Source organism: Myxococcus sp. MH1 (assembly GCF_059738865.1).
Genome location: NZ_AP026947.1, coordinates 4,066,931 through 4,087,305, shown reverse-complemented (window position 1 = coordinate 4,087,305; position 20,375 = coordinate 4,066,931). Strand labels below are relative to the sequence as shown.

At 66.1% G+C, this 20,375-nt stretch carries 10 protein-coding genes; 5 read left to right on the top strand and 5 right to left on the bottom strand.

Annotated elements, in window-relative coordinates; all coding sequences use genetic code 11:
* Positions 1-59: 59 nt before the first annotated feature.
* Both AC6JA9_RS16330 and AC6JA9_RS16325 read right to left on the bottom strand, forming a co-directional pair.
* Positions 60-1,520 carry an MFS transporter gene (locus tag AC6JA9_RS16330; protein WP_223783003.1) on the bottom strand — a complete coding sequence of 487 codons (1,461 nt, stop codon included), beginning with the start codon at positions 1,518-1,520 and terminating at the stop codon, positions 60-62.
* Between the two features lie 75 nt (positions 1,521-1,595).
* The gene (locus AC6JA9_RS16325) at positions 1,596-2,276 is read right to left on the bottom strand and encodes an NUDIX hydrolase (RefSeq protein WP_141323239.1); all 681 of its coding nucleotides are present in this window, start codon (positions 2,274-2,276) and stop codon (positions 1,596-1,598) included.
* A gap of 141 nt (positions 2,277-2,417) precedes the next feature.
* On the opposite strand from AC6JA9_RS16325, the gene AC6JA9_RS16320 reads away from it, so the two are divergent.
* From AC6JA9_RS16320 to AC6JA9_RS16305, 4 genes are all read left to right on the top strand, one after another.
* Positions 2,418-4,931 carry a bifunctional metallophosphatase/5'-nucleotidase gene (locus tag AC6JA9_RS16320; protein WP_497960083.1) on the top strand — a complete coding sequence of 838 codons (2,514 nt, stop codon included), beginning with the start codon at positions 2,418-2,420 and terminating at the stop codon, positions 4,929-4,931.
* Entirely contained in the window at positions 4,928-6,934 is a 2,007-nt protein-coding gene (locus tag AC6JA9_RS16315) for a hypothetical protein (protein ID WP_223783006.1), read from the top strand. Before AC6JA9_RS16320 ends, AC6JA9_RS16315 begins: the two co-directional genes overlap by 4 nt.
* A 79-nt stretch (positions 6,935-7,013) precedes the next feature.
* Entirely contained in the window at positions 7,014-8,546 is a 1,533-nt protein-coding gene (locus tag AC6JA9_RS16310; RefSeq protein WP_141323235.1) for a hypothetical protein, read from the top strand.
* A gap of 620 nt (positions 8,547-9,166) precedes the next feature.
* Positions 9,167-9,727 (top strand): DDE-type integrase/transposase/recombinase, encoded by a 561-nt coding sequence (locus AC6JA9_RS16305; protein ID WP_267696725.1) that lies wholly within the window; start codon positions 9,167-9,169, stop codon positions 9,725-9,727.
* A gap of 233 nt (positions 9,728-9,960) precedes the next feature.
* Here the strand turns inward: AC6JA9_RS16305 and AC6JA9_RS16300 are convergent, their stop codons facing one another.
* From AC6JA9_RS16300 to AC6JA9_RS16290, 3 genes are all read right to left on the bottom strand, one after another.
* Positions 9,961-10,251, bottom strand: coding sequence for a hypothetical protein (locus tag AC6JA9_RS16300; RefSeq protein ID WP_497960082.1), 291 nt, complete (start codon positions 10,249-10,251; stop codon positions 9,961-9,963).
* Between the two features lie 9 nt (positions 10,252-10,260).
* Complete coding sequence (locus AC6JA9_RS16295; protein ID WP_497960080.1) at positions 10,261-17,364, bottom strand: polymorphic toxin-type HINT domain-containing protein; 7,104 nt, start codon at positions 17,362-17,364, stop codon at positions 10,261-10,263.
* A gap of 113 nt (positions 17,365-17,477) precedes the next feature.
* Complete coding sequence (locus tag AC6JA9_RS16290) at positions 17,478-18,335, bottom strand: hypothetical protein (RefSeq protein WP_267696728.1); 858 nt, start codon at positions 18,333-18,335, stop codon at positions 17,478-17,480.
* Positions 18,336-19,056: 721 nt separating this feature from the next.
* Here AC6JA9_RS16290 and AC6JA9_RS16285 point away from each other — a divergent pair.
* Positions 19,057-20,349, top strand: coding sequence for a DUF7481 family protein (locus AC6JA9_RS16285; RefSeq protein ID WP_497960079.1), 1,293 nt, complete (start codon positions 19,057-19,059; stop codon positions 20,347-20,349).
* Positions 20,350-20,375 lie beyond the last annotated feature (26 nt).

The following is a 20,375-nucleotide window of genomic DNA, read 5'->3' as shown; positions in this document are numbered from 1 at the left end:
GTCACAACCCTGTCACGGGGGAGTGATGCCCCCGTGACGTCCTGCGGTCCACAGCGGCCTCAGCCTCCCGTACCGGTCTTGGGAGTCGCAACCGGCTGGGTGACCACCGAGGCCCCCCCGACGGGCGCCGTCTTCGGCTGCGGGCGGGCATTCCACACCCGCGTGGCCAACAGCAGGCCCGCGAAGGACAGGGGCAGCATGGCCAGGGGCCAGTTGCCCCAGTTGTTGGGGTCCTTGGCCACCTCCCCCGCCGGGAGGATGCGCCCCAGCAGGATGGATTGGAGGGCGGTGCCCGCGTACACGGCGCCGTCGATGATGCCCACCGCGAGGCCCGCGTTCTTCTTGCCGCCGAAGTCCATGCTCGCCGTGCCCGACAGCATGCCGTGCACGCCGATGACACACAGGGACATGAAGATGACCGTCCAGCCGAGCGCCGGGCTGTTGAGCAGGAACAGCGTGGCCACCGCGCCCAGGCTCATGCCCGCGTAGAGCACCGCCGACACCGGCCCGCGCCGCGAGTCGAACACGCGGTCGCTGATGACGCCGGCGAACATGCCGCCGGTGATGCCCGCGACACACAGCAGCATGCCCCAGTTGGCCGCGACGAACGCCTCCGACAGGCCCGTCGCCTTCGCGAACTTGGGGTACCACTGCATGATGGCGTTGCGCATGAAGCCGCTGCAGAACTCCACCATCAGGATGATGATGATGGTGCGGTTGCTGATCATCTTCTTGAACACTTCCCACACGCTGCTGGACGCCACCTCGCCGCTGGACGCGTCCGCGGTATCGAAGTCCGGGTGACCCGTGTGGCTGGGCGTGTCGCGGATGACGAAGAAGTCCAGCACCACGAAGGCCGCGAGGATGGCCGCCGGCACGAAGAACACCCAGTACGTGGGCGCCGCCTTGGCGATGAAGCGGCTCCAGTCGTAGGCGAAGTAGACGCCCAGCGAGATGAGGATGCCGAAGACGCCGCCCAGCTGACCGCGCTCGCGCACATGGAACCAGGACGCGTTCACCTTGACGATGGAGACCGCGCCGAAGCTCTGGAAGTACATGTTGACGGCATAGAGGAACGACAGCGTCCCCACGATGCCGCCCGGCGGCTGCCAGCCCTCGGTGAGGACCTTGTAGACCACCACGCCCATCAGCACGTTGGCCACCGACGAGCCCGCGGCCGACAAGAGGATGGTCTTGCGGCCCCCGAGCCTGTCGGTCAGCGGTCCGTTGAGCAGGAACGCGCAGCCGTAGACGAGCGTGCCCCAGAAGAAGATGGTGCCGAAGTCCGCGTTGGACGTGTGGCCCTTCATCGCGCTGGTGGCTTCGTTGAGGTTGTAGCGCCCCATGTAGAGGAACGCGTACGTCATCCCCAGCGGGAACCAGTTGAAGAAGCGGCGTCGGCGGAAGGCGTCCGTGTGGCCCAGCTCCACCTTGGGCAGCCGCGCGAGCACGAGCGCGATGGCTCCCAGCAGGATGAGAATGGGCAACAGGTTGGCCAGCCACGGGGGCAGCGACGACATGCAGCGACCTCGGCAGTGGAGTGCGAAAACGCCGCGCACCCTACCCCGGCCGCCGCCCCCGGAGAAACTCCGTGCTCATCCCAATCGGGCGAGCAACCTCGTGAGCGCCACCTCCGTCTTCGCGTCCGGGATGTCCCCGCGCCGGCACGCCTCCAGCACCTCCCCCAGCGGGCGCCAGTGCAGCTGCGTCCCCTCCTCCAGGGGCGAGCCGTCTCCCTCGGGCTCCTCCTGCGACACGTCCGTGACGTCCACCGCCGCGGGGAAGACCTTCTCCGACAGGATGCCCGGCGCCAGGAAGAACGAGCCGCCCAACAGCTGGATGTCCTCGGGTCGCACCGGATAGCCCGCCTCCTCGTGGACCTCCGCCGCCGCGCGCTTCTTGAGGCCCTCCTCGCCCTTGTCCTCGGGCTCGAGCAGGCCGGCGACGATCTCCTCCACCCGCAGGTAGCCCGTGCCCGGGTCCGGCACCGTCATCGCGTCGCGTTGATCCTTCCGGAAGTACGCCGCGGGCCGGAGGTTCATCCGCGTCAGGACCTCGAGTCCCGCCGCACCGCGTCGATAGACGAGCACGGCGACGGCATCCAACCGGGGCCGGTCCACCACGTCGACGCGGTACACGGACGACGAGGAGCCATCCGCGCGTCGGTTGCGACACCGCAGCCGCTTCACTCGGAGGAAGCCTTCGTCGCAGCGCGCCGTAGACGAGAAATCCTCGATGATCTCGATGTCAGTCACACTGGAATGACGCTGCCGCATGTCTGCTTGCTCTCCGTGAAGGGGGCCCTGAATAGGGGGACTGTACGAATGCCATGGCGGCGTTGCTTGCCCGCCCGTGTCCGATACCGTACCTTGCGCCCGCTTTACTCCCGACGTCCTACCGAAACACGGAATCTCCTGATGCGTCGCCTCCTGCTCGGCCTCTTCTGCGCCCTGGTCTCGGCCTCATGCATGCCAGTGATGGAAGGCCAGGACTACAACCTCGAGGGGCAGGAGGTGCGGCTGACGCTCCTTCATACCTCGGACATCCACTCACGCCTCATCCCCTACGACTTCGCGCCGCTGAAGACGGACCAGGACCTGGGACTCATCCCGGAGGCCGGCCCGTTCGGTGGCGCCACGCGCATGGCCGCGGTGCTCAAGCGCGAGCGCGCCAAGGGTGAGCGGGTGCTGCACGTCGACTCGGGCGACTGCTTCCAGGGCGCCCCCATCTTCAACCTCAACAACGGTGAAGTGGAGTTCCGCTTCCTGTCGCAGGCCCGGCTGGACGCCGCGGTCATCGGCAACCACGAGTTCGACGCGGGCGCGCTGAACTTCACCAACCAGGCCAAGCAGTTCGCCTCGTTCCCGCTGCTCGCCGCCAACTACAACTGGAATGACTGGCGGCAGAACGGCAGCAACGAGACGGCGCTGGAGGCCGCGCCGTACACCATCCGCAACGTGAAGGGCCTGCGCGTCGCCATCATCGGCATGGCGAACATCTCCTCGCTCAACTCCATCGTCGAGGGTGGCAACAGCCTCCAGGTGACGCCGCTGGAGCAGAACGAGGTGGTGCGTGCGTACGTGGACCTGCTGCGGCCGGTCTCCGACCTCATCGTCATCGTCAGCCACCTGGGCCTCACCGAGGACCAGGACGTCATCCAGGGCTACGAGGCCTATTACGAGTACGGCCGCGCCCGCTCCTTCATCCGCCGCGAGAAGAACCCGTGGCAGGTGCTCGAGTGGTTCGGCCCCGAGGGCAACGACAAGTCCGTCGTTCGCGTCCAGATTCCGGGCGTCAGCGGCGTGGACGTGGTGATGGGCGGCCACCTGCACGTGGTGCTCAACCCGCCGCAGTTGCTCGCGGACCCCAGCGGCCGCAAGGTGGTGCTGTCGCACTCCGGCGCGTTCGCCAAGTACGTGGGCCGGCTGGAGCTGGTCGTGAAGATGCCGACGGAGCTCGGCGCCGGTGAGGGCGGCGAGGTCGTCAGCCAGGACTACCGCGTGTTCCCGCTCGACAGGCTCTGGTGTGACGAGGCCATGCGCAAGTACCGGTATGACTCGAACATCTTCTGGGAGGATGGCCAGTTCATCCAGACCCCCGAGGTCCGCGCGGCCATGGAGGCCTGCGAGGCCCAGGAGGACCGCCAGACGACGCACCTGCTCCAGCCCTACATCATCGGCATGGACATGCGGCTGCAGCTCACCAACATCTTCTCCTACGCGCCCACGGACGTGACGCGCCGGAACAACTCCACGGGTGGCGACTCGCCCCTGGGCAACATCGCCGCGGACTCGATGCGCAAGCGTCGCCGCGTCGATGCGCAGATGGCGCTCACCAACTCGCTGGGCATCCGCGACAACCTCTATGCGGGCGTCATCACCCAGGAGTCGATGTTCAACGTGTTCCCCTTCGAGAACACCATCAACATCATGTACCTCTCCGGCAAGGAGATGCAGGAGATGTTCAACTTCGTCGCCGAGCGCTCCGCCGAGCGCGGCTGCGTCAGCCAGGCGCAGATCTCCGGCGCGAAGTTCACCATGGACTGCGCCCAGGTGCAGATCAACGACCTGCGCACCCCCTGCAACCTGGCCCTGAAGGGCGCCGACTGTCCCGCCCAGAGCCGCACGGGTCACGCGCCCTGGCAGTGCATCCAGGACGAGAGCAGCTCCTCCGACCGGGGCCGCTGCTACGCCAATCCCGGCACGGACATCTCGGTGGGCCCCGAGCCGCTCAACCCGTTCGGCACCTACCGCGTGGCGGTGAACGACTACATCGCGAAGGGCGGCTCGGGCTTCAACGTGCTCAAGCGCAACACCACGCGCCAGGAGACGGGCATCTCGCTGCGTGACTCGCTCATCGGCTACATGCAGGACTTCTGCACCTGCGACGACATCAACGCGGGCTACGCGACGCGCGGCAACAAGCCGGGGGCACAGAGCTGTGGCAACCTCGTGAACGGCCAGTGGGTGGTCAACGACCGACTGCGCGCCGCGTGCCGCGAGATGCAGGACTACAAGAACGAGCTGGACGTGCGCGTCGGAAGCTGCACGTGCGGTGAGCTGCTGCGCAACGGCTTCGACCCGTCGGGCTGCGGCGTCGATACGGTCACCAACCCCGACCAGGCCCGCGCGGCCTGTATCTCCGGCAAGCAGGTGGGAACCTGCACCTGCGGAGACCTGGCCGCCCGCGGCTACAATCCTGCGGGTTGCAACATCCCCGACGTGGACACGCCCGAGGAGGCGCAGGCCGCTTGCGCGGTGTCGCCCGGTCCGTTCACGGGCCGCTGTGACTGCCGGGAGATCATCAGCGGCAGCAACCCCGTGTGCGGCACGGTGACCCAGCAGCTTCGCAACTTCTGTGACAACCCGACGGCGATGCCCATCGCCGACGCGGTGGATGACGGCCGCATCGGCCGGAGGGTGGAGCAATGAAGCGATTCGCTTTCCTGTCGGCGGTGGCCCTCGTCGCCGCGGGTTGTTACACCGACGAGACGCCCCAGCCCACCGGCCTCTCCTCGTTCAAGGTGACGGTGAAGGGCTTCTACGTCGCGGACTCCAACCCGCGCACGGCCGTGCCGGTGGTGGCGGAGTGTGCGACCGCGCACGGCGGAGGCAACCAGGCGGCGGTTCCCCTGGAGCTCCGCGGCACCAAGGACTGCCGGCTCGCCATGCCCCGCAGCGCGGTGGACGTGGACATCGACATCCAGGCGCTGGACGTGAAGGGCCAGCCCATGGAGTCGTTCAACGGCCCGGTGTCGTTCCGCACCGTCCCCGGCAACCTGACGGGTCCCTACCGCTACCGCTGGGTGCAGCTGACCAACGGCGTGGGCTCGGGCACCGTGCGCTCCTCCCAGCTCTACGGTGAGGCCCACGTGTGGGTCGAGGACGATCCGGTCGAGGTCGACTACGCGGATGGCGCCGTCGTCGACGGAGAGCTCCCGGTGGAGCCCGCCCAGCGCACCGCGGCCACGGGCCTGTCGCGCTCAGTGTTCTTCGAGGAGCCGACCATCTCCACGGTGCAGGTGCCGCAGAACAGCGACCAGCTCACCGCGTACGCCGGCACGTTCATGCGGATTGGCCGTGCGCCTGAGGCGGGTGCTCCCCTCCTGCAGAACTGCGAGCCGGATGATCCGAACCACAACCAGCCGGTGACGCTGTTGGTGACGGGCATGGACCCCAGCGGCTTCTTCGTGACGGACCTGACGGCCTGCCGGGTGCGCGAGGGCAGCATCCCCGGCGCCAACACCCAGACGGCGGAGCCCTCCGGCTTCTTCCCGGGCCGCTTCAACTCCATCTACATCTACAACTACTCCTACCCCGAGGGCCTGGACACCGGTGACCTGCTCTGGTCCATCGCGGGCTCGGTGCAGGAGTTCACCGCCACCACGCAGCTCACCTTCCCGTCGTGGAGCATCCGCGAGAAGGTCCGCCTGCTGCCGCAGTCGGAGTGGAACAAGTACCTGGCCCTGGCGCCTCCGACGGAGATCAACGGTCGGCTGTGTGGCCTCAGCGGCTCGCCCTACATCTCGGACGTGATGTGCGGCTATAGCTACGGCAACTACAAGATGGAGGGCCTGGAGTCCTCGCTGGTGAAGGTGCGCCGGGTGAAGTTCCCCACGGTGTTCCGCAACTGCGACGCCAATGGCAACGGCACCGTGCCCTTCTTCTGCCCTGACGCCCGCAACGGCGTCTTCGGCGCCTGCGGCGCGGACACGCCCAATGATCCGGACGTCCCCGAGCGTCAGTGCAATGTCGACTGCACACTGGGCATGGGCGAGTACCGCAACCAGATCTGCGCGGAGAAGAACACCTACGACAGCTTCGGGCAGTTCGTGGTGGAGATGGTCCCCATGGGCGCTCCCGAGGCGGGGCTGGACGACTCCGTGCCAGGCCGGCTGCACACGATCAACGCCGCGCCGCCGGTGGCTCCCGCCACCGAGGCGTGGACGCGCTCGACCAATACGTACAGCATCGGCGTGACGCTCAACATCTGGTGTGACAAGGCGACGAACGTGCGCTTCGGCAGCACGAGCGCCCCGGGCCCCGCGAGCAACGTGGCGCTGCCCGCGGCCACCCGCCTGGAGCACCTGATGGGCGACAACCAGATGGTGGTGTGGGTCTCCGTCGCGGACCCTGCCAACGGCGCGGCCCGCTGCACGGTGAGCCAGAACCAGAAGGCTCGCATCAACCTGGTGACGAAGGACGCGGTCCCCGACCTGGTGGTCAACTGCAACGAGCAGGACCCGGACGCGGAGCTGGCCCGGCAGTGCAAGCTCTTGCACGAGGCCACCTTCGACATCGTGGGCCACATGCGCCACGTGAGCGCGGCGCGCCCCCGGTGGATCATCCTGCCGCGGAGCCAGGACGACCTCTGCTGCTATCCCGGCCCGGGGCTGGAGTGCCCGAAGCCCATCAAGCCTTGCGTGAATCCTTAGACTTTTGACGAGCTCGTGCCCCGGTTGCACCGGGGCGCAGGGAGGAGCGTTCCAAGCGGGCGCTCCGTGGAGAGGGACATTGAAAACGCTGCAGAAGCTGGCCCTGTCGGGGCTTATCTCCTTGAGTGCGCCCGCCTGGGCCAGTGACTTCGTGGACACGCGTCTGTCGTTCGTCTTCGCGGACGACAACGTGCTTGCGGGTTCGGGTGAGACGACGCCCAACAGCCCCAATGCACGGTTCGGCGCGGGTAACCAGAACACCCAGTTCTACGACAACTTCAACACCCGGTTCTCCGGCTTCGAGTCGCTCTCGAACGTGGTGCTCTACAAGAAGGCGCCCGCCTTCTTCGAGGGCCTGACGACGGAGGCGGCCCTGACGCTGCTGGTGCTCGAGCGCCCCAGCGGTCAGGTGGCCATCCAGGACAACTCCAGCTACATCCGGCTCAACTACCAGCCGCCGGGCTGGGGTGAGAAGGAAGGCATCTCGTTGGTGGGCTTCCCGGTGTCCGCGGATCGCTTCCGTCTGGGCTATGCGTACCGCATCTCCTGGGGTGGCAGCGGCGCGTTCACCACGCGCTCGGCGACCAACGGCGTGCCCGGCGCGAAGCTGCAGATCACTCGGGACCGGTGGTACGCGTACGTCGGTGGCAAGACGGCGCTGGTGCAGAACGAGCTCATCCTCGAGGAGGAGACGCTCTACGGTGTGATGGCGGGCGCGGGCTGGGACATCCTGGACACGCTGCGCATCGAGGCGGGCGGTGGCTACTTCCAGAAGGGCCTGGTGCCGGGTCTCGCCACGCTGGGCGTGGAGGCGCCGGTGAACGCGGCTGGCGTGTCCGGTCAGGTCGTCTACCACGTGGGTGTGCCGGTCGGCACGAGCGTGGACTTCCGGCTCTACAAGAACGACCCGGAGATCTACGAGCGGTTCTTCGCGCCCGAGCAGTACCCGGGTGGCCTGTCCTACTCCGTGTCGCTCGAGGGCAGCTACCTGTCCCAGACGCTGGAGAAGCCGGACACGTTCGGTGCGACGCAGCCGCAGGGAGCCACGGCGCTGGCGCTGCAGGCGCGCGCGAAGCTGGGCTTCCTGCGCATGAGCCTGCTGGGCCTGTACCGCAGCCTCTCGTTCATCCAGTTCGACGTGCCGGGCTTCCCCCCGTTCCAGGACTTCCCCGAGGGTACGAAGCTGAACCCGGAGATGTTCCTGGCACTGGGCGCGGACTACCACCTGCCCGAGCTGCACTTCACGCCGGGCTTCATCGTGGGCGTGCAGCGTCCGGCGTCGTTCCGCAGCCCCACCCCGCTGCTGGGTGGCAACGACACGCCGCCGAGCCTGGCGGGGACGCGCACGGTGGTGGTGCGTGACGTGAACATGCTGAGCATCCTGCCGGAGACGTGCGGTGGCTCTGGCTCGTGCGAGGCGGAGCCCATCTACTCGGCGAAGGCGACGTTCCGCTGGGATCTGTCCGACTCCGTCGCGGCGGTCGGCGAGGTCTACTACACGTACGACACGAACCGGACCACGTTCCGTGACGACATCACGGGCGTCGCGCAGCCGACGTTCGAGAAGCCGCACGCGCTGGGCTTCAACACGCTGCTGCAGGCGCGCTTCTAGAACTCACTCGCGCTGAAGCCAGACGGCCCGGTTCCCTTCCCTGGGAGCCGGGCCGTTGTCGTTCGTGGGCATCGTATGAAGCACCTCGCGTCGAGCCTATTGCGAATCACCCACCGCCTCAGACGACCACTCGAGCAATGCATGCCCGCCCAGAAGTAGTCGTCGCGACGACCACCACGACGCAAGAGGCTGTACCGCACCGGGTTGTTGAGACACCAGGTTGGTTGCAATCAGGCCGCCTGCTTCGACTGCATCAGCTCTCATCGGGCCTGACTCGGCGAGAGGAAATGGTGACGCTTCAGCAGCCAGTGCTCGTTGTGCCAGTGGTCCCGCTCCAGCAGCGGCCTCAGAAGGTCCCCCCTGTGGCAGGGAAGTTGTCGCCTCCTGGCCAAGGGCGTGCGCCTGGAGGTTGTCTGCGAGCGGCTGGGCGTGGCTGCGCGCACCATTCAGCGGTGAGTACGTGGCCAGCGAGGCGAGCGTCTACCGGGTGCTGCGCGAAGCCGGGCAACTGCCCCACCGCGGCCATACCAAGGCGCCCTCGCCCAGGCCCCGGGCCGCGCACACCGCCACCCGCCCCCAACCAGGTATGGAGCTGGGACATCACCTACCTGAAGGGCCCGGTGAAGGGCGCCTTCCTCTACCTGTACCTGGTGGTGGACGTCTTCAGCCGCCGCGTCATGGGCTTCGCGGTGCACGAGGAGGAATCGTCCGAGCTCGCCTCGGCCCTCATCCGTCGCTCCTGGCAGGAGGCGGGCTGCCCCGAGGGCCTGGTGCTGCACTCGGACAACGGCGGGCCGATGAAGGGCGCCACGCTTCTGGCCAGCCTTCAGTGGCTGGGCGTCACGCCGTCCTTCAACCGACCCCGCGTCTCGGATGACAATGCCTTCTCCGAGGCCCTCTTCCGTACGCTGAAGTACCGCCCCAGCTTTCCCCAGAGGCCCTTCGCCTCCGCCGAGAACGCGCACGACTGGGTGACGCGCTTCGTGGGCTGGTACAACACTGAGCACCTACATTCGACCATCCGATTCGTCACACCCGACGACAGGCACTTCGGCCGCGAGACGGCGCTGCTGGCCCGACGCCACAGGGTGTACCAGCGTGCCCGAGCCCGTCACCCCGAGCGCTGGAACTTCTTCCGCCACTCGCTCACCGCCGCGGTAGCCACCCAGCTCTCAAGATAGCGCGTCGACCTCCTTGCCCTTGAGCAGCCGGAGCACGGCCTCCCTCTTCCGCGTCGCCGAAAACCGACGGCACGCTGCGGTCCTGGCTTACTTCTGCTTCTTCACGTCCACGTCACGAGGGGGAGGCTATCCCCCAGAGAGGTGTCTCAGGAATCCCAGGGGCGGAAGATTCCCCGTTCGTGACGCCGAGAAGTCATCGGACCCTGCTGCGAAAACAGCTGCCTTGTCCACCTTCACGACGGAGAGGCATCGACCAACTGAAACTCGTGCAAGAATTCAACACGCAGATCGCCATCCACGAACAAGAAGCCAGAGTTCGTCACCTCGATTCGAGGAGACGAAACTTTCCACCAGGTGCGTCCCCAAATCCCCACGCACCCAATCAACACCAAGTAGACACGGTGGCTGCCATCCGCGACACTCAGCTCAATAACGAGCTTATCGTGCGTTGAGGTGTAGCTCCACACCTGAGCTGTCCCGCCGATATAGACTGAAAGTGCGGCTCCGGTTCTGACCAAGTCCATGTGACGCCTCTATTTCAGCGCGGGGGGCGGAACAACCACGCCGCCCGGTCCGTAGAATGTCGTCTTCGACAACAAATTCGGGCTCGTAAGGACTTTATGAAGTTCCCAGGCAGTGATCGTGTGATCGCCGAATGTCGGATTGAGCGCGTACTGCCTGAACCGTGCGAGATCGAACTGATCGAGATTGAAGTGGATATGACGAGCATTCTGCATGTGCTCAACCAGGGTTGCCTCTAGACGCTCCATGCTGCCCGGCCACCACGTTCCTTCCAGTTGACCATAGGTCTTGGCATTCACGCGCTCAGAAAAGCGCTTGAGCAAGAGCGGGCTTCCCGTTTCACGATGTTTGGCGAGCCCCAATGCCATGTCGAAGGCCCCCTCGACCGCTTCGCCCCCCGCGCTAATAGCTGAGGTGTTGTGCACCCAGGTGGATAGCTCCCCCACGAAGTACGTGTGCGCGCCATCGACCTCGAAGTTGTAGACAGTCTCCCGCCCCGGCACGGACTGGAGCGAAGCGACCAGGACTCGATTCCCGGTTGCGGTCTCGAGTTCGTCTCCAGGAGAGAGCGCCTGAGCCTCGACCCAGCCCTGGCCCGAAACCCAGAACGGATGCTCCGCAGTGACGCCCAGGACATCGAGCGAACCCGCATCTCCGGAGATGACCTCCACCATGAACACAGCCCGCATCGGACGAACGAAGGTCCGCGTCACCTGATGCCAGCCAGGCACCTGGGTCTTCTCGTCCCAGGCCCAGACCCAGTCGCCTTCCCTCACATCTTCGATGGGCAACGGCCCGGCCAGTGTGAGCACCGGAGTGCCCGCGATGAAGCACCCGCCTCCGAGCAGGACTCCTTCGAGCCCCCTCAATCCACCGCTCCCTGCAGCTCGTAGTGTCACTGCTCCATCAATGATCGCCGCACGAAGCGCCGCCCCCCCCAGACGTGCGATGCCACGCGTGGCCATATCAATCGCCACGATCTCCAGGCCCCACACAAGTCCTTTACCCGCGAGGAGGCGGTAGTGGTTGAAGACCGCCGTCTGCCGCTCATGCTCGGTGCCATAGAACTCAGGCAGGGCTGGGGACGGGGCGAGCGGCCGCAGCGAGCCCTTCATGGCACGCTCCATGACGAGCCGCTGGTTCTCGGCCCCCTGCGCCCGCGCCCTGGCTCCGTTCTGGTCCGCGGACTGAGAGCCGTCCGGAGGCGGCGTCCCCCACTGCGCGGCGCCCACGCCCTGCTCCCCGAAGATCTCCGTCGGATCGTACCGAGGCGCCGTCACCACGGTCTCCCCCCCTGAGGACAAGTCTGCTCCCTCCGCCTCGAACCCCGTCGGATCGGTCCACCTGAGCGGGTTGTTCAGCGTGTAGGCATACCGATTGTAGGACTGCCCATCCTGAGGGAACTGGATGAACGGGTCCGGCGTGAGGAAGCGCGCGGTCTCCGGGTCGTAGATGCGCCCGCCCATGTTCACCAGGCCGAACTCGTCATCACTCTCATGCCCGGTGAAGCTCTTCCTCACCGCTCCCGAGGCCACGGAAGCCGCCACGGGCAAGGCGTGAGGCAGGCGCCCATCCCCGAACGGCTCGAACTTCATCCGCTCGCCATCGAGCACGTTGCCCAGCGCGTCCACCACGCGCTCGGTGGACCCCAGGTGGTCTCCCAGCAGATACAACGTCTGATCGGCCCCGCCGTCCACCCAGTGGACCTGCGCGACAGGACGCCCACCGCCCGTCACGTAGAAGATGTGCTGCGTCTGGCCCCCTTGCTGGCGCTTCTCGTAGAGACTGCCGACGTAGGTCGTCACACCGCCCAGGCTGCTGCGCTTGAGGACGCGGCTCTGCCCGCCGTCGTACTTGAAGCTCACCTCCCGCCCCGGACCGGTGATCTGCTTCGGGAGATCGAACGCGGTGTAGCTCACATTCCGACCAGGAGCGCTCACCTGGTTGCCGCTGGCGTCGTAGCCGTAGCTCCCCAACTGGGTCTGCTTCACCGCGTGAGGCCCCGCACCCGCCCCCGTGTACGTGCCCGTCGTCGCCGTCCCGCTGCCCTCCAGCACACGGCGCTCCAGCAGGTTCCCCAGGTCGTCGTAGCGATACTCCAACGCGGACCTGCGGCAGTTCTGGAAGACGGTCCATTTGGTCAGCCGGTCCAGCGTGTCGTACTCGAAGTCCTCCGTCGTCCGCGCGAGCGTGTCGCCACGGCTCTTGAGGTTCCCTTCCAGATCCCACTCGTAGGCCAACCCCTGAAGCACGGTGCTCGCACGGCGTGAATCGATGAAGCGCAAGCGCCCGCGCAAGTCATGGCGGCGAGAGGTCACCACATCGTTTCCAAGCTGCTCGGCCGTCAACTGCCCGAAGTCGTCGTGCGCCTGCGCCGTCCAGAACGCCTTCGTCGCGGACGGGGCACGGACGTCCTTCAGGAAGCCGTAATCCGTATAGGCGTGCACCAGGGAGAAGCGCCGCGCCCCGACCTGGGGATAGAGCAACGTCGAGAGCCGCCCGTTCGTGTCATAGGTCCGATTGACGGTGTAGGCCGCTCCCTCGATGGTCCAGGTGCTCTGCTCCAGCAGTCCCTGCCCGTTGTACAGGTGCGAGACCGTCACGCCATCCGGACTGGTCGAACTGGTCAGCGCGCCCTTCAGGTCCGTGTCCCACTCCTGGGTATACGCACCATCGTTCGTGGTCACCCGGACCTGTCGCCCCAGCGCATCGTAGGTCTCGTAGAGCGTCTGGTGGCCATTGCCATCAGTCTCGACGCGAGGCTCGCCGAACGCGTTGTAGCTGACGGTGGTCACGCCCGAGTCGGGGTCCGTCACCTTCGTCCGACGGCCTCGCACATCGTGCTCGAGCACGACCACGTTGCCCTGGGAGTCCGTCACCCGCCGAAGGACGCCGAAGGGGCCGTACTCGTACGTCGTGCGAATCTCCCGCCCACTCGCGTCGTAGGCACTGCTCGCCACGGCCTGCCCCACTGCGTTGGCCACCTGCGTGGTCTTGTTCCCCCGCTCATCTAGCGTGGTCGTCGTCAGCCCCACGTAGGAGTTCGTCACGGTGCCGCCCTCCGGCGCGGTGAGCGTCAGGCGTCGTCCCAACAGGTCATGGGTCGCCACCAGGTAGCGCGCCGGAGCCGTGCCCGAGAAGGGACGCGACATGCGCGTCTTCTGCCCCAACTCGTCGTACTCGCTGCGCACCGTGATGACGCGTCCATCGAACCCCCGGGTCTCGCGGCGAATCTCCCGGCCATAGTTGTCGACCGTGGTCGCGACCTCCTGGCCACCGAGCGTCCGGGTGGTGACACGCATCCAGCCCAGGGAGTCCGCGCCGTAGCTGACAAGCTCGGTCTCCCCCGATGGAGATACCGTGCTGCGGAGACGTCCGAAGCCGTCTCGCTTGTGATGCGTCAACAGCCCGTTGGCGTCCTCGATGACCAAGGGAGCATCGAGCCCAGGATGATAGGCGACGCGGCCGCGATGTCCCGCCGCATTGAACGTCGTCACGGGGAGCAGGTGCTCGGTCGGGTCGAACTGCGTGGTCTCCACCCGCGTCGTGCCGGAGCCCGTAAGCTCCACACGCTCCACCAGGCCGAACGCGTCGCGGCCGTAGGTGGCCGTCAGCATCTCGTCGACGCTCCCCGAGGGCTCCTGCACCGTGCGGGTCACCAGGCCGCGGCTGTCATAGTCATGCGTCTCGACCCTCGACCGGGTCAGCCCATCGGCCGTGGTGCTCGTGGTGACCACTCGACGGGGAAGCCCGATGAGCCAGGACGTCGCCAGGTTGTCGATGAGCGGCACTTCCTTCCGGGCCGACCACGTGCGTCCGGACAGGACTCCCCCGACGACTTCGTCCTCGAGCACTTCGGACACCGTGTCGTTGCCATAGGCGTCATTCGTCCGGGTCTGTCGGCTCCGTCGGACCAGCGAAAGCGTCGTCCCGGTTCCCTCCCGATATTCATCCGTCACCAGGCTCGGATAGAGGAAGGGGCGCTGCGCCGCGCTGGTGCCAACGGTGTACTGGAACGAGCGCTGGTGCTGGTGCTTCAGTCCGGACGCCAGGGTGATGTCCGTCGTCTCCGTCACGGGGCGCCCCGCGCGCAGGTAGAGGCCGACATCCTTCGTCTGATTGTCGTAGGTGGTGACGGTCGTGGCGTTCGTCCGCGGGTTGAGGACCGTGCGCTTCGCGAAGCCCAACCAACCGCGTCCCTGCACATCTCCTCGGGCCGCCTCATAGCTGTAGTAGAGCGTGTTGAAGCGATTGAGCTGGGTCCCATCGTCGAGCCCCGACTCCACGACGACCCACATGTTCGTCGGGCACCGTTGCGGATAGGTGCACGTCCCGGCCGTATAGATGCGGGGCTGTCCCGACTCCGCGGGCTGTTGGAGGAAGTGCTGGTAGCGGACCGTCACGGCCTTGCCGTGCTTGCCGACCCGGACGGAGGTCAGGGCATCCGGAAGCTCTCCCCGGCGGACATAGACCTTGAGCAGGCCATAGTTCGGACGATTTCCATTCTCGATGCTGAGGTCATCCTCCATCTGGATGATGTCCGCCAAGCCATCACCATTCGCATCCAGGACGTGGGAGAACCGCTGTCCGTATCCATAGATGGCCGATGACGACGTACCTCCCGTGGACTGGCCGACCAGGATGTCCAGCTCCCGGGGTTCGAAGTGGTCATCACGACTCAGCAGGACCCACATCTTCGTGCGCGTCGTGCCATTGGCGTTGGTTGCACCGGAGTCCGTCAGCAACAGGTCCTGCCGACCATCCCGATCGAAATCGAGGCTCCTCACGCCCGGGTCGAGCCCCTTTTGAGTGGGCTGAATCCACGACGGGCTGAGTTCATGCAGGTCGGACAGGTCCTGCCACACGGGAGGAAGAAACCCGTTGCCCGTGTTGATGAAGATGCCGACGTCTCCCGGGAACTTCTGTCCCAGCTCCGTCTCACGCTCACGGCGGGCGCTCACCGCATCCGCGAGGCCGTCCCCGTTCACATCCAGGAACCAAGTCCTGTTGTAGATCCTCCTCGCCCCCGTGTTCGGCCCGCTGGCCACGGGCACCGCGGGAAGCGCCGTCGGAACGATGTTCGATACGCCCGGCGCACCGAGCCCCACCGAGAAGTACTGGGAGGAATAGCCATCGCTGGTGGGATGCGCTCCCGCGCGAACCAGCACCTCGGTGCTGCCGTCACCATCGACATCGACGGTGTAACCCGCATGGTCGATACCCGAGGCGAGCGGGATCTGCGTGTAGGTCGACAGGGACAACCCACCGAGATTCATCCGGTACGCCCAGGTGAAGGGCTGAGGCGCCTGGGTCGAACGGAAGAGCTCCGGCATGCCGTCGCCATTGAGGTCGGCCACATGCATCACCGGGATGCGCGAACGCGAGCTGCTGACGGGCTCCCACCAGAACTGATGGATTTCCGTCGCCTCGATGCCCTCGGACACGAACTTCGTCCCATCGAACGAGTAGAGCTGGAACTTGCCATTCTGGCCGGTCCAGTCCGCTCGCTCGACGACGATGACCTCGGGGATGCCATCCCCGTTCATGTCGGCGATGCGGAGGTCGTCGTCGCTGTTTCCAACCTTGGAGACAGGCAACTTCGCTTCCGTCGCGGGACCGTAGATCCCTACTCCCGTCGCCAGCCGGTAGTACCAGACCGAGTCGCCCAGTTCGATTCTCGTGCCGTTGCCATCGGTCACCGGCCCCGCCGTGTCATTGCGGCGATAGAGGAGGTCGTCGCGCCCGTCGCCGTTGATGTCCAGCGTGTGCAGCGTCCAGAAATCCTGGACCCCCTGAATGAGAGAGCCGCCCGCAGTGTGCAACGGCGCCCCCCGGGTCTTCACGTCGCGGATGGGGACAAACGTGCTGCCAGACTGCTCCGACGCCGTCACGACGTTGAAGTCCTGGAGCGACACGACGGGGTCGTCACAGTCGTTATCCGGACTCGCACTGCAGTCGATGCCCGGCGTGTAGTCGAAGTCGAGAGGATCCCGGCAGATACCCTGGCCATCACACTCGAAAACCTGCTCGAGGAGGCTGCGACGGGTGACGCGCGCGGTGCGATACCTCAGCTCGAAGGAGCGCAGCAGGACGTCGTCCACCGTGGACGGCGACGACGCGAGTCCTGGGCCATACATGTTGATGCGCGATAGACGCTGGGCCGATCGGAGCTTGAGTCCCGACACGAAGCGGACCTCGACATCCGGGCGAGTGGTCGCGTCGTAGGCGAATCGGACACTGCGCCGCCTCATCGCCCCCGTGGCATCGCTCGTGTGTCCGGTGTAGTCGATGCGCTCCGGAACGTGCTCATAACCGGTGGTGGCGCCTCCACTCAGCAGGTAGCGGATCCGCAGGTCGTTGCCAGCCCGGTCGCGAACCTCGGACAGCGCCCAGCCCAATCGGACCGGCGTCGCCTCCACACCTTGCGTGACGACTCCCGTCACGGGGTCCGCGCTGACGCTCAGTCGGTGTCCTTCCAGTCGGGAATGCGTCTCCGCATACCGTCCGTAGGACATGATGCGCCCGTCCTTCTGGTGCGCCTCGAAGTAGTCCGGCGCGCCAGTGCCATCCAGGTAGGCCAGGACCTTGGTGAAGGATTCGACCTCCGTCCTGTACTCGATGAGGTTCGCGCCACTGGAGACGACCACCAACCGCTGACCATCCAGACAAAAGGCATCCGTTGGAAGGAACCGAACGGGCGCGGTCAGACCGTCCTGCGCGAAGGTCCTCCGGCAGCGAGAAATTTGGGAGAATCCCTTCAGCTCCCAGCCCACTCCAAGCAGACCATTGTCGGCACGGCTGTGATAGGCCAGCGAGAGCCGGGGCTCCACTCCACCTCGCCCCGAAGGGCTCCAGAGCGGAATCGAGTAGGTCGCCGCACCATCCGAGGTCACCTCGAACTGTGCATCCACCATCATCGGTGTGGTGCCCGTCGACTTCTGCTCGGTGGGCAGGATGGACGAGGCCGGAATGCTCAGGGGGGCATCACTGAGCTGGCGGACGACTCGCGATGCGCGAGCGTCCTTCGGGTCCGACGACTCCGTCGGTGTTCCGCAACCACTCAGCCCCAGAACCAGGCAGAGACTCGAGACGAATGACGACGTGACGCGCTTCATGGCCAACGTCCTTGTGGGTCGGAAGACCCGGATTGAAGCTCGAATGAGGGAGTACCTCGGCATCCACCGCCCAAGTGGGCGGAGGCGCCGAGACCGCAGATTCAAGATGTCCGTCAGGGCGCGAAGCTCGCGCCGCAAGGGCCGCAGTCGAGCGGCCCACCGCATCCATCCGTGATGACGCCGCAGGTGACGGACTGCTGCGCGCAGGTCCTGGGAACACACGCCCCGACACACACGTTGTTATTGCAGAGCTGCCCCGTCCCGCAGGTGCCGCAGTTCAGCATCGCGCCACAACCATCCGGAATGGTCCCGCAGCTCTTGCCCTGGGCGGCACAGGTGGTCGGCGCGCATGTGCACGCCCCTGTGTCCATGCGGCAGATGCCATTCTCGTCGATGACGCCATCACAGTCGTCATCCAGGCCATTGCAGGCCTCCGCGGGAGCATTGCAGACGCCGGACCAGAAAACGGAGAGGCAGGCCTCCGTCGACCCCGGACAAGCGCCCCCTGGGCCCACACAGCTCCGGGTCAGGGTATAGGGCCCCTTGCCTGGCGCGTTGTTGATGATCCCGTCCTGGTTGTCGTCGCAGCCATTACACCGCTCTTCGGTGGGCGTGTCGCGCGTGCACGGACCGGCCGTCCCATCCTCGGCACACCACCGCCTTGCGGCATGTCCATCACAGTCGTCGGAACAAGAAAGGAACTGGGTGCCCACCTGAACCTTGCAGACGAGCTGTCCCCCGACACAGTGCATCTTGCCGAAGCATCCGTTCTGCTTGGCGTCACAGATGATGGTCGGGACGTAGTCCTCATCGATCAAGCCGTCGCCATCATCGTCGCAACCATTGCAGTTGTTGTCCTGCGCCAGGTAAGCGGTGCAGGAGTTCGAGATTACGGAGCCTTCCGCAGTGCACCGGCGCGTTCCCGTACGTCCACAGACAGAACAGGTTGCGGTGGAGGTGCCGTCGAACATCTCGCAATCACTCCAGTACAAGTCACAGGTCATCCTGCCGTTGCAGGAATTCACCGTACAGGCCTTGGAGCCACCTGGAGGAGAGCATGCGCCTCTCGCATCCGACGCCAGCACTCCGACGAGGAGCATGCTCAAACACGACAAGGCCTGAATGATGCGCTTTCCGACTCTGATGCCTTGTCCCCTCCTCCGCGTGGTGGTCGCAATGGTTGGAGAGCCAATAGAGGACGTAACCGCTAGAGCTGTCGGAGCAGACATGATCGATTTTCCGTCCTACAAGTTGAAACGCTCAAAAGTCAACATCTGCTGTCAGGCCACCCTTGATTCCAGACGAAAGCTCAGTTCAGGCAAGCGTCAAGGCAGACTCTCAATCACAGTGCTCCCTGACGGAAAGTCACCCAGAGACACAGCGCCAACACGCTCCGGCGTCGTCCGAAGCCGTTCCATGAGTCTCCCGACCAGACTGTGCCCCAGGCCCCGTATAGGTCGCGGGCGCGCATCCGCGTCCCGGACGACCAGGAGCAGCATGGGGGCTGTCCCAGGGTCGCGCCGCCTCGTGAGGAGTGTCATGCGTCGCGTCTGTGCAGGGCTGGTGGTGGCGATGTTGGGGGGAGTGGGCTGTGGGGATTCGACGGAGGGAGGTGCGGGTCCCAAGCAGGAATCGGACTTCACGTCTCAAGAGTCCTTCTTCAAGGGAGGCTCACGCATCAAGGTCCGGCGGATGACCACGACCGACGGCTTGCGCTGGTCGGAGGCAACCTACGACGCCGCACGCCTCCGTCCCTGCACCTGGCAGCCCGTGGCACCCGACGGAGACCTCTACTGCCTGAGTGACAACCTCCACCGAATCGCCCGGAACGAGCCCCCCTTCTACCTCGACGCGAGCTGCACCGAGGAAGGTGTCATCTCCGCGAATCCGCTGCCCGCGGGAACCATCCTCTCGAAGGAAGCACCGCCTCCCGGAGTCCTCCAGCAACTGTTCCACCTGGGCGCCCGTGTCACCGGCTCCGTCTACCTCCGTGACACTTCCGGGGGCTGTCACGCCCTCCCGGGCAACGCCTCGCGAGCGGCCTACCGTTTCGGTGACGAGGTCACCGGCAACACGTTCGTGAAGGGCGTCTTGCGCCAGCACGTGTCCCGGGAGGGCATCGCGGCCCACTTCGTCGAAGGCGAGGATGGCTCCTTCAGCCTCCATCACCTCGAAGCCACCGAGCACGGCGTCACCTGCGCTGTTCAGCGGGCCCAGGACGCGTCACAGCGGTGCCTGCCCTCGGGTCAGGACGTCGCCATCGCGGCCATCGGTGGACTATCTGCGGACGCGAGCTGCAGCGAGCCCGTCTTCATTGCGCCCTCCTGCAATGCGCCCCGCTTCGCCGTCGAACACCCCGCGAGCCGATGCGAGACCGGAGCCAGCGTGTTCTCCACCGGCCCTGTGACGACGGAGCTGTATGCCAGGTCCGAGAACGGGACCTGCATGGAGTCATCCCTCGGCCCGAACGGACCCTGCCTCCATCGCGCCGGACAGGAGATTCCCCCCACGAGCTGGCCCGAAGCCAGGCACGTCGACATGCAGACCCATGGTCGCCTCGTCGTGCGCGGAGCCCGAATGAATGACTCGCTCCATGTCCCGATGGGTTTGTTCGACACCCAGTTGGACGCGGACTGCCACTTCGAGGCGGACACGAGCGGACAACCGCGTTGCTTCCCCACCACGCCCGCCTTCCACCTCGGGCTCTACGCGGATGCCTCGTGCACCCAAGCCCTGGCGCAGACCTACGAGGAGCACTGCTACACGGGCCCGTATGCCGTCATCGCGGCCACCCCGGCAGGAGACGCGCACCGCGTCTTCCTCCTGGGCACCCGGCACCAGGGCCCCGCCTACGCGAAGATCACGCTCACGGGACAGCCGACCCGCTGCGCCGAAGTCTCCACGCCCGCCACCAGCAAGCGCTGGTTCCTCGGCGAGGAGCTCCCCGCCAGTGCGCTGGTCCCAGGCAGGGCCACCCTCGACTGAAGCCCGTTCGTATCGTGGCCCAGGCG

Excerpts from the sequence above, each read along its gene's own strand:
- AC6JA9_RS16330 (WP_223783003.1), bottom strand. The coding sequence starts at position 1,520 with ATGTCGTCGCTGCCCCCGTGGCTGGCCAACCTGTTGCCCATTCTCATC.
- AC6JA9_RS16295 (WP_497960080.1), bottom strand. The coding sequence starts at position 17,364 with ATGAAGCGCGTCACGTCGTCATTCGTCTCGAGTCTCTGCCTGGTTCTG.
- AC6JA9_RS16285 (WP_497960079.1), top strand. The coding sequence starts at position 19,057 with ATGACCACGACCGACGGCTTGCGCTGGTCGGAGGCAACCTACGACGCC.
- AC6JA9_RS16300 (WP_497960082.1), bottom strand. The coding sequence starts at position 10,251 with ATGGACTTGGTCAGAACCGGAGCCGCACTTTCAGTCTATATCGGCGGG.
- AC6JA9_RS16315 (WP_223783006.1), top strand. The coding sequence starts at position 4,928 with ATGAAGCGATTCGCTTTCCTGTCGGCGGTGGCCCTCGTCGCCGCGGGT.
- AC6JA9_RS16320 (WP_497960083.1), top strand. The coding sequence starts at position 2,418 with ATGCGTCGCCTCCTGCTCGGCCTCTTCTGCGCCCTGGTCTCGGCCTCA.
- AC6JA9_RS16325 (WP_141323239.1), bottom strand. The coding sequence starts at position 2,276 with ATGCGGCAGCGTCATTCCAGTGTGACTGACATCGAGATCATCGAGGAT.
- AC6JA9_RS16290 (WP_267696728.1), bottom strand. The coding sequence starts at position 18,335 with ATGTTCGACGGCACCTCCACCGCAACCTGTTCTGTCTGTGGACGTACG.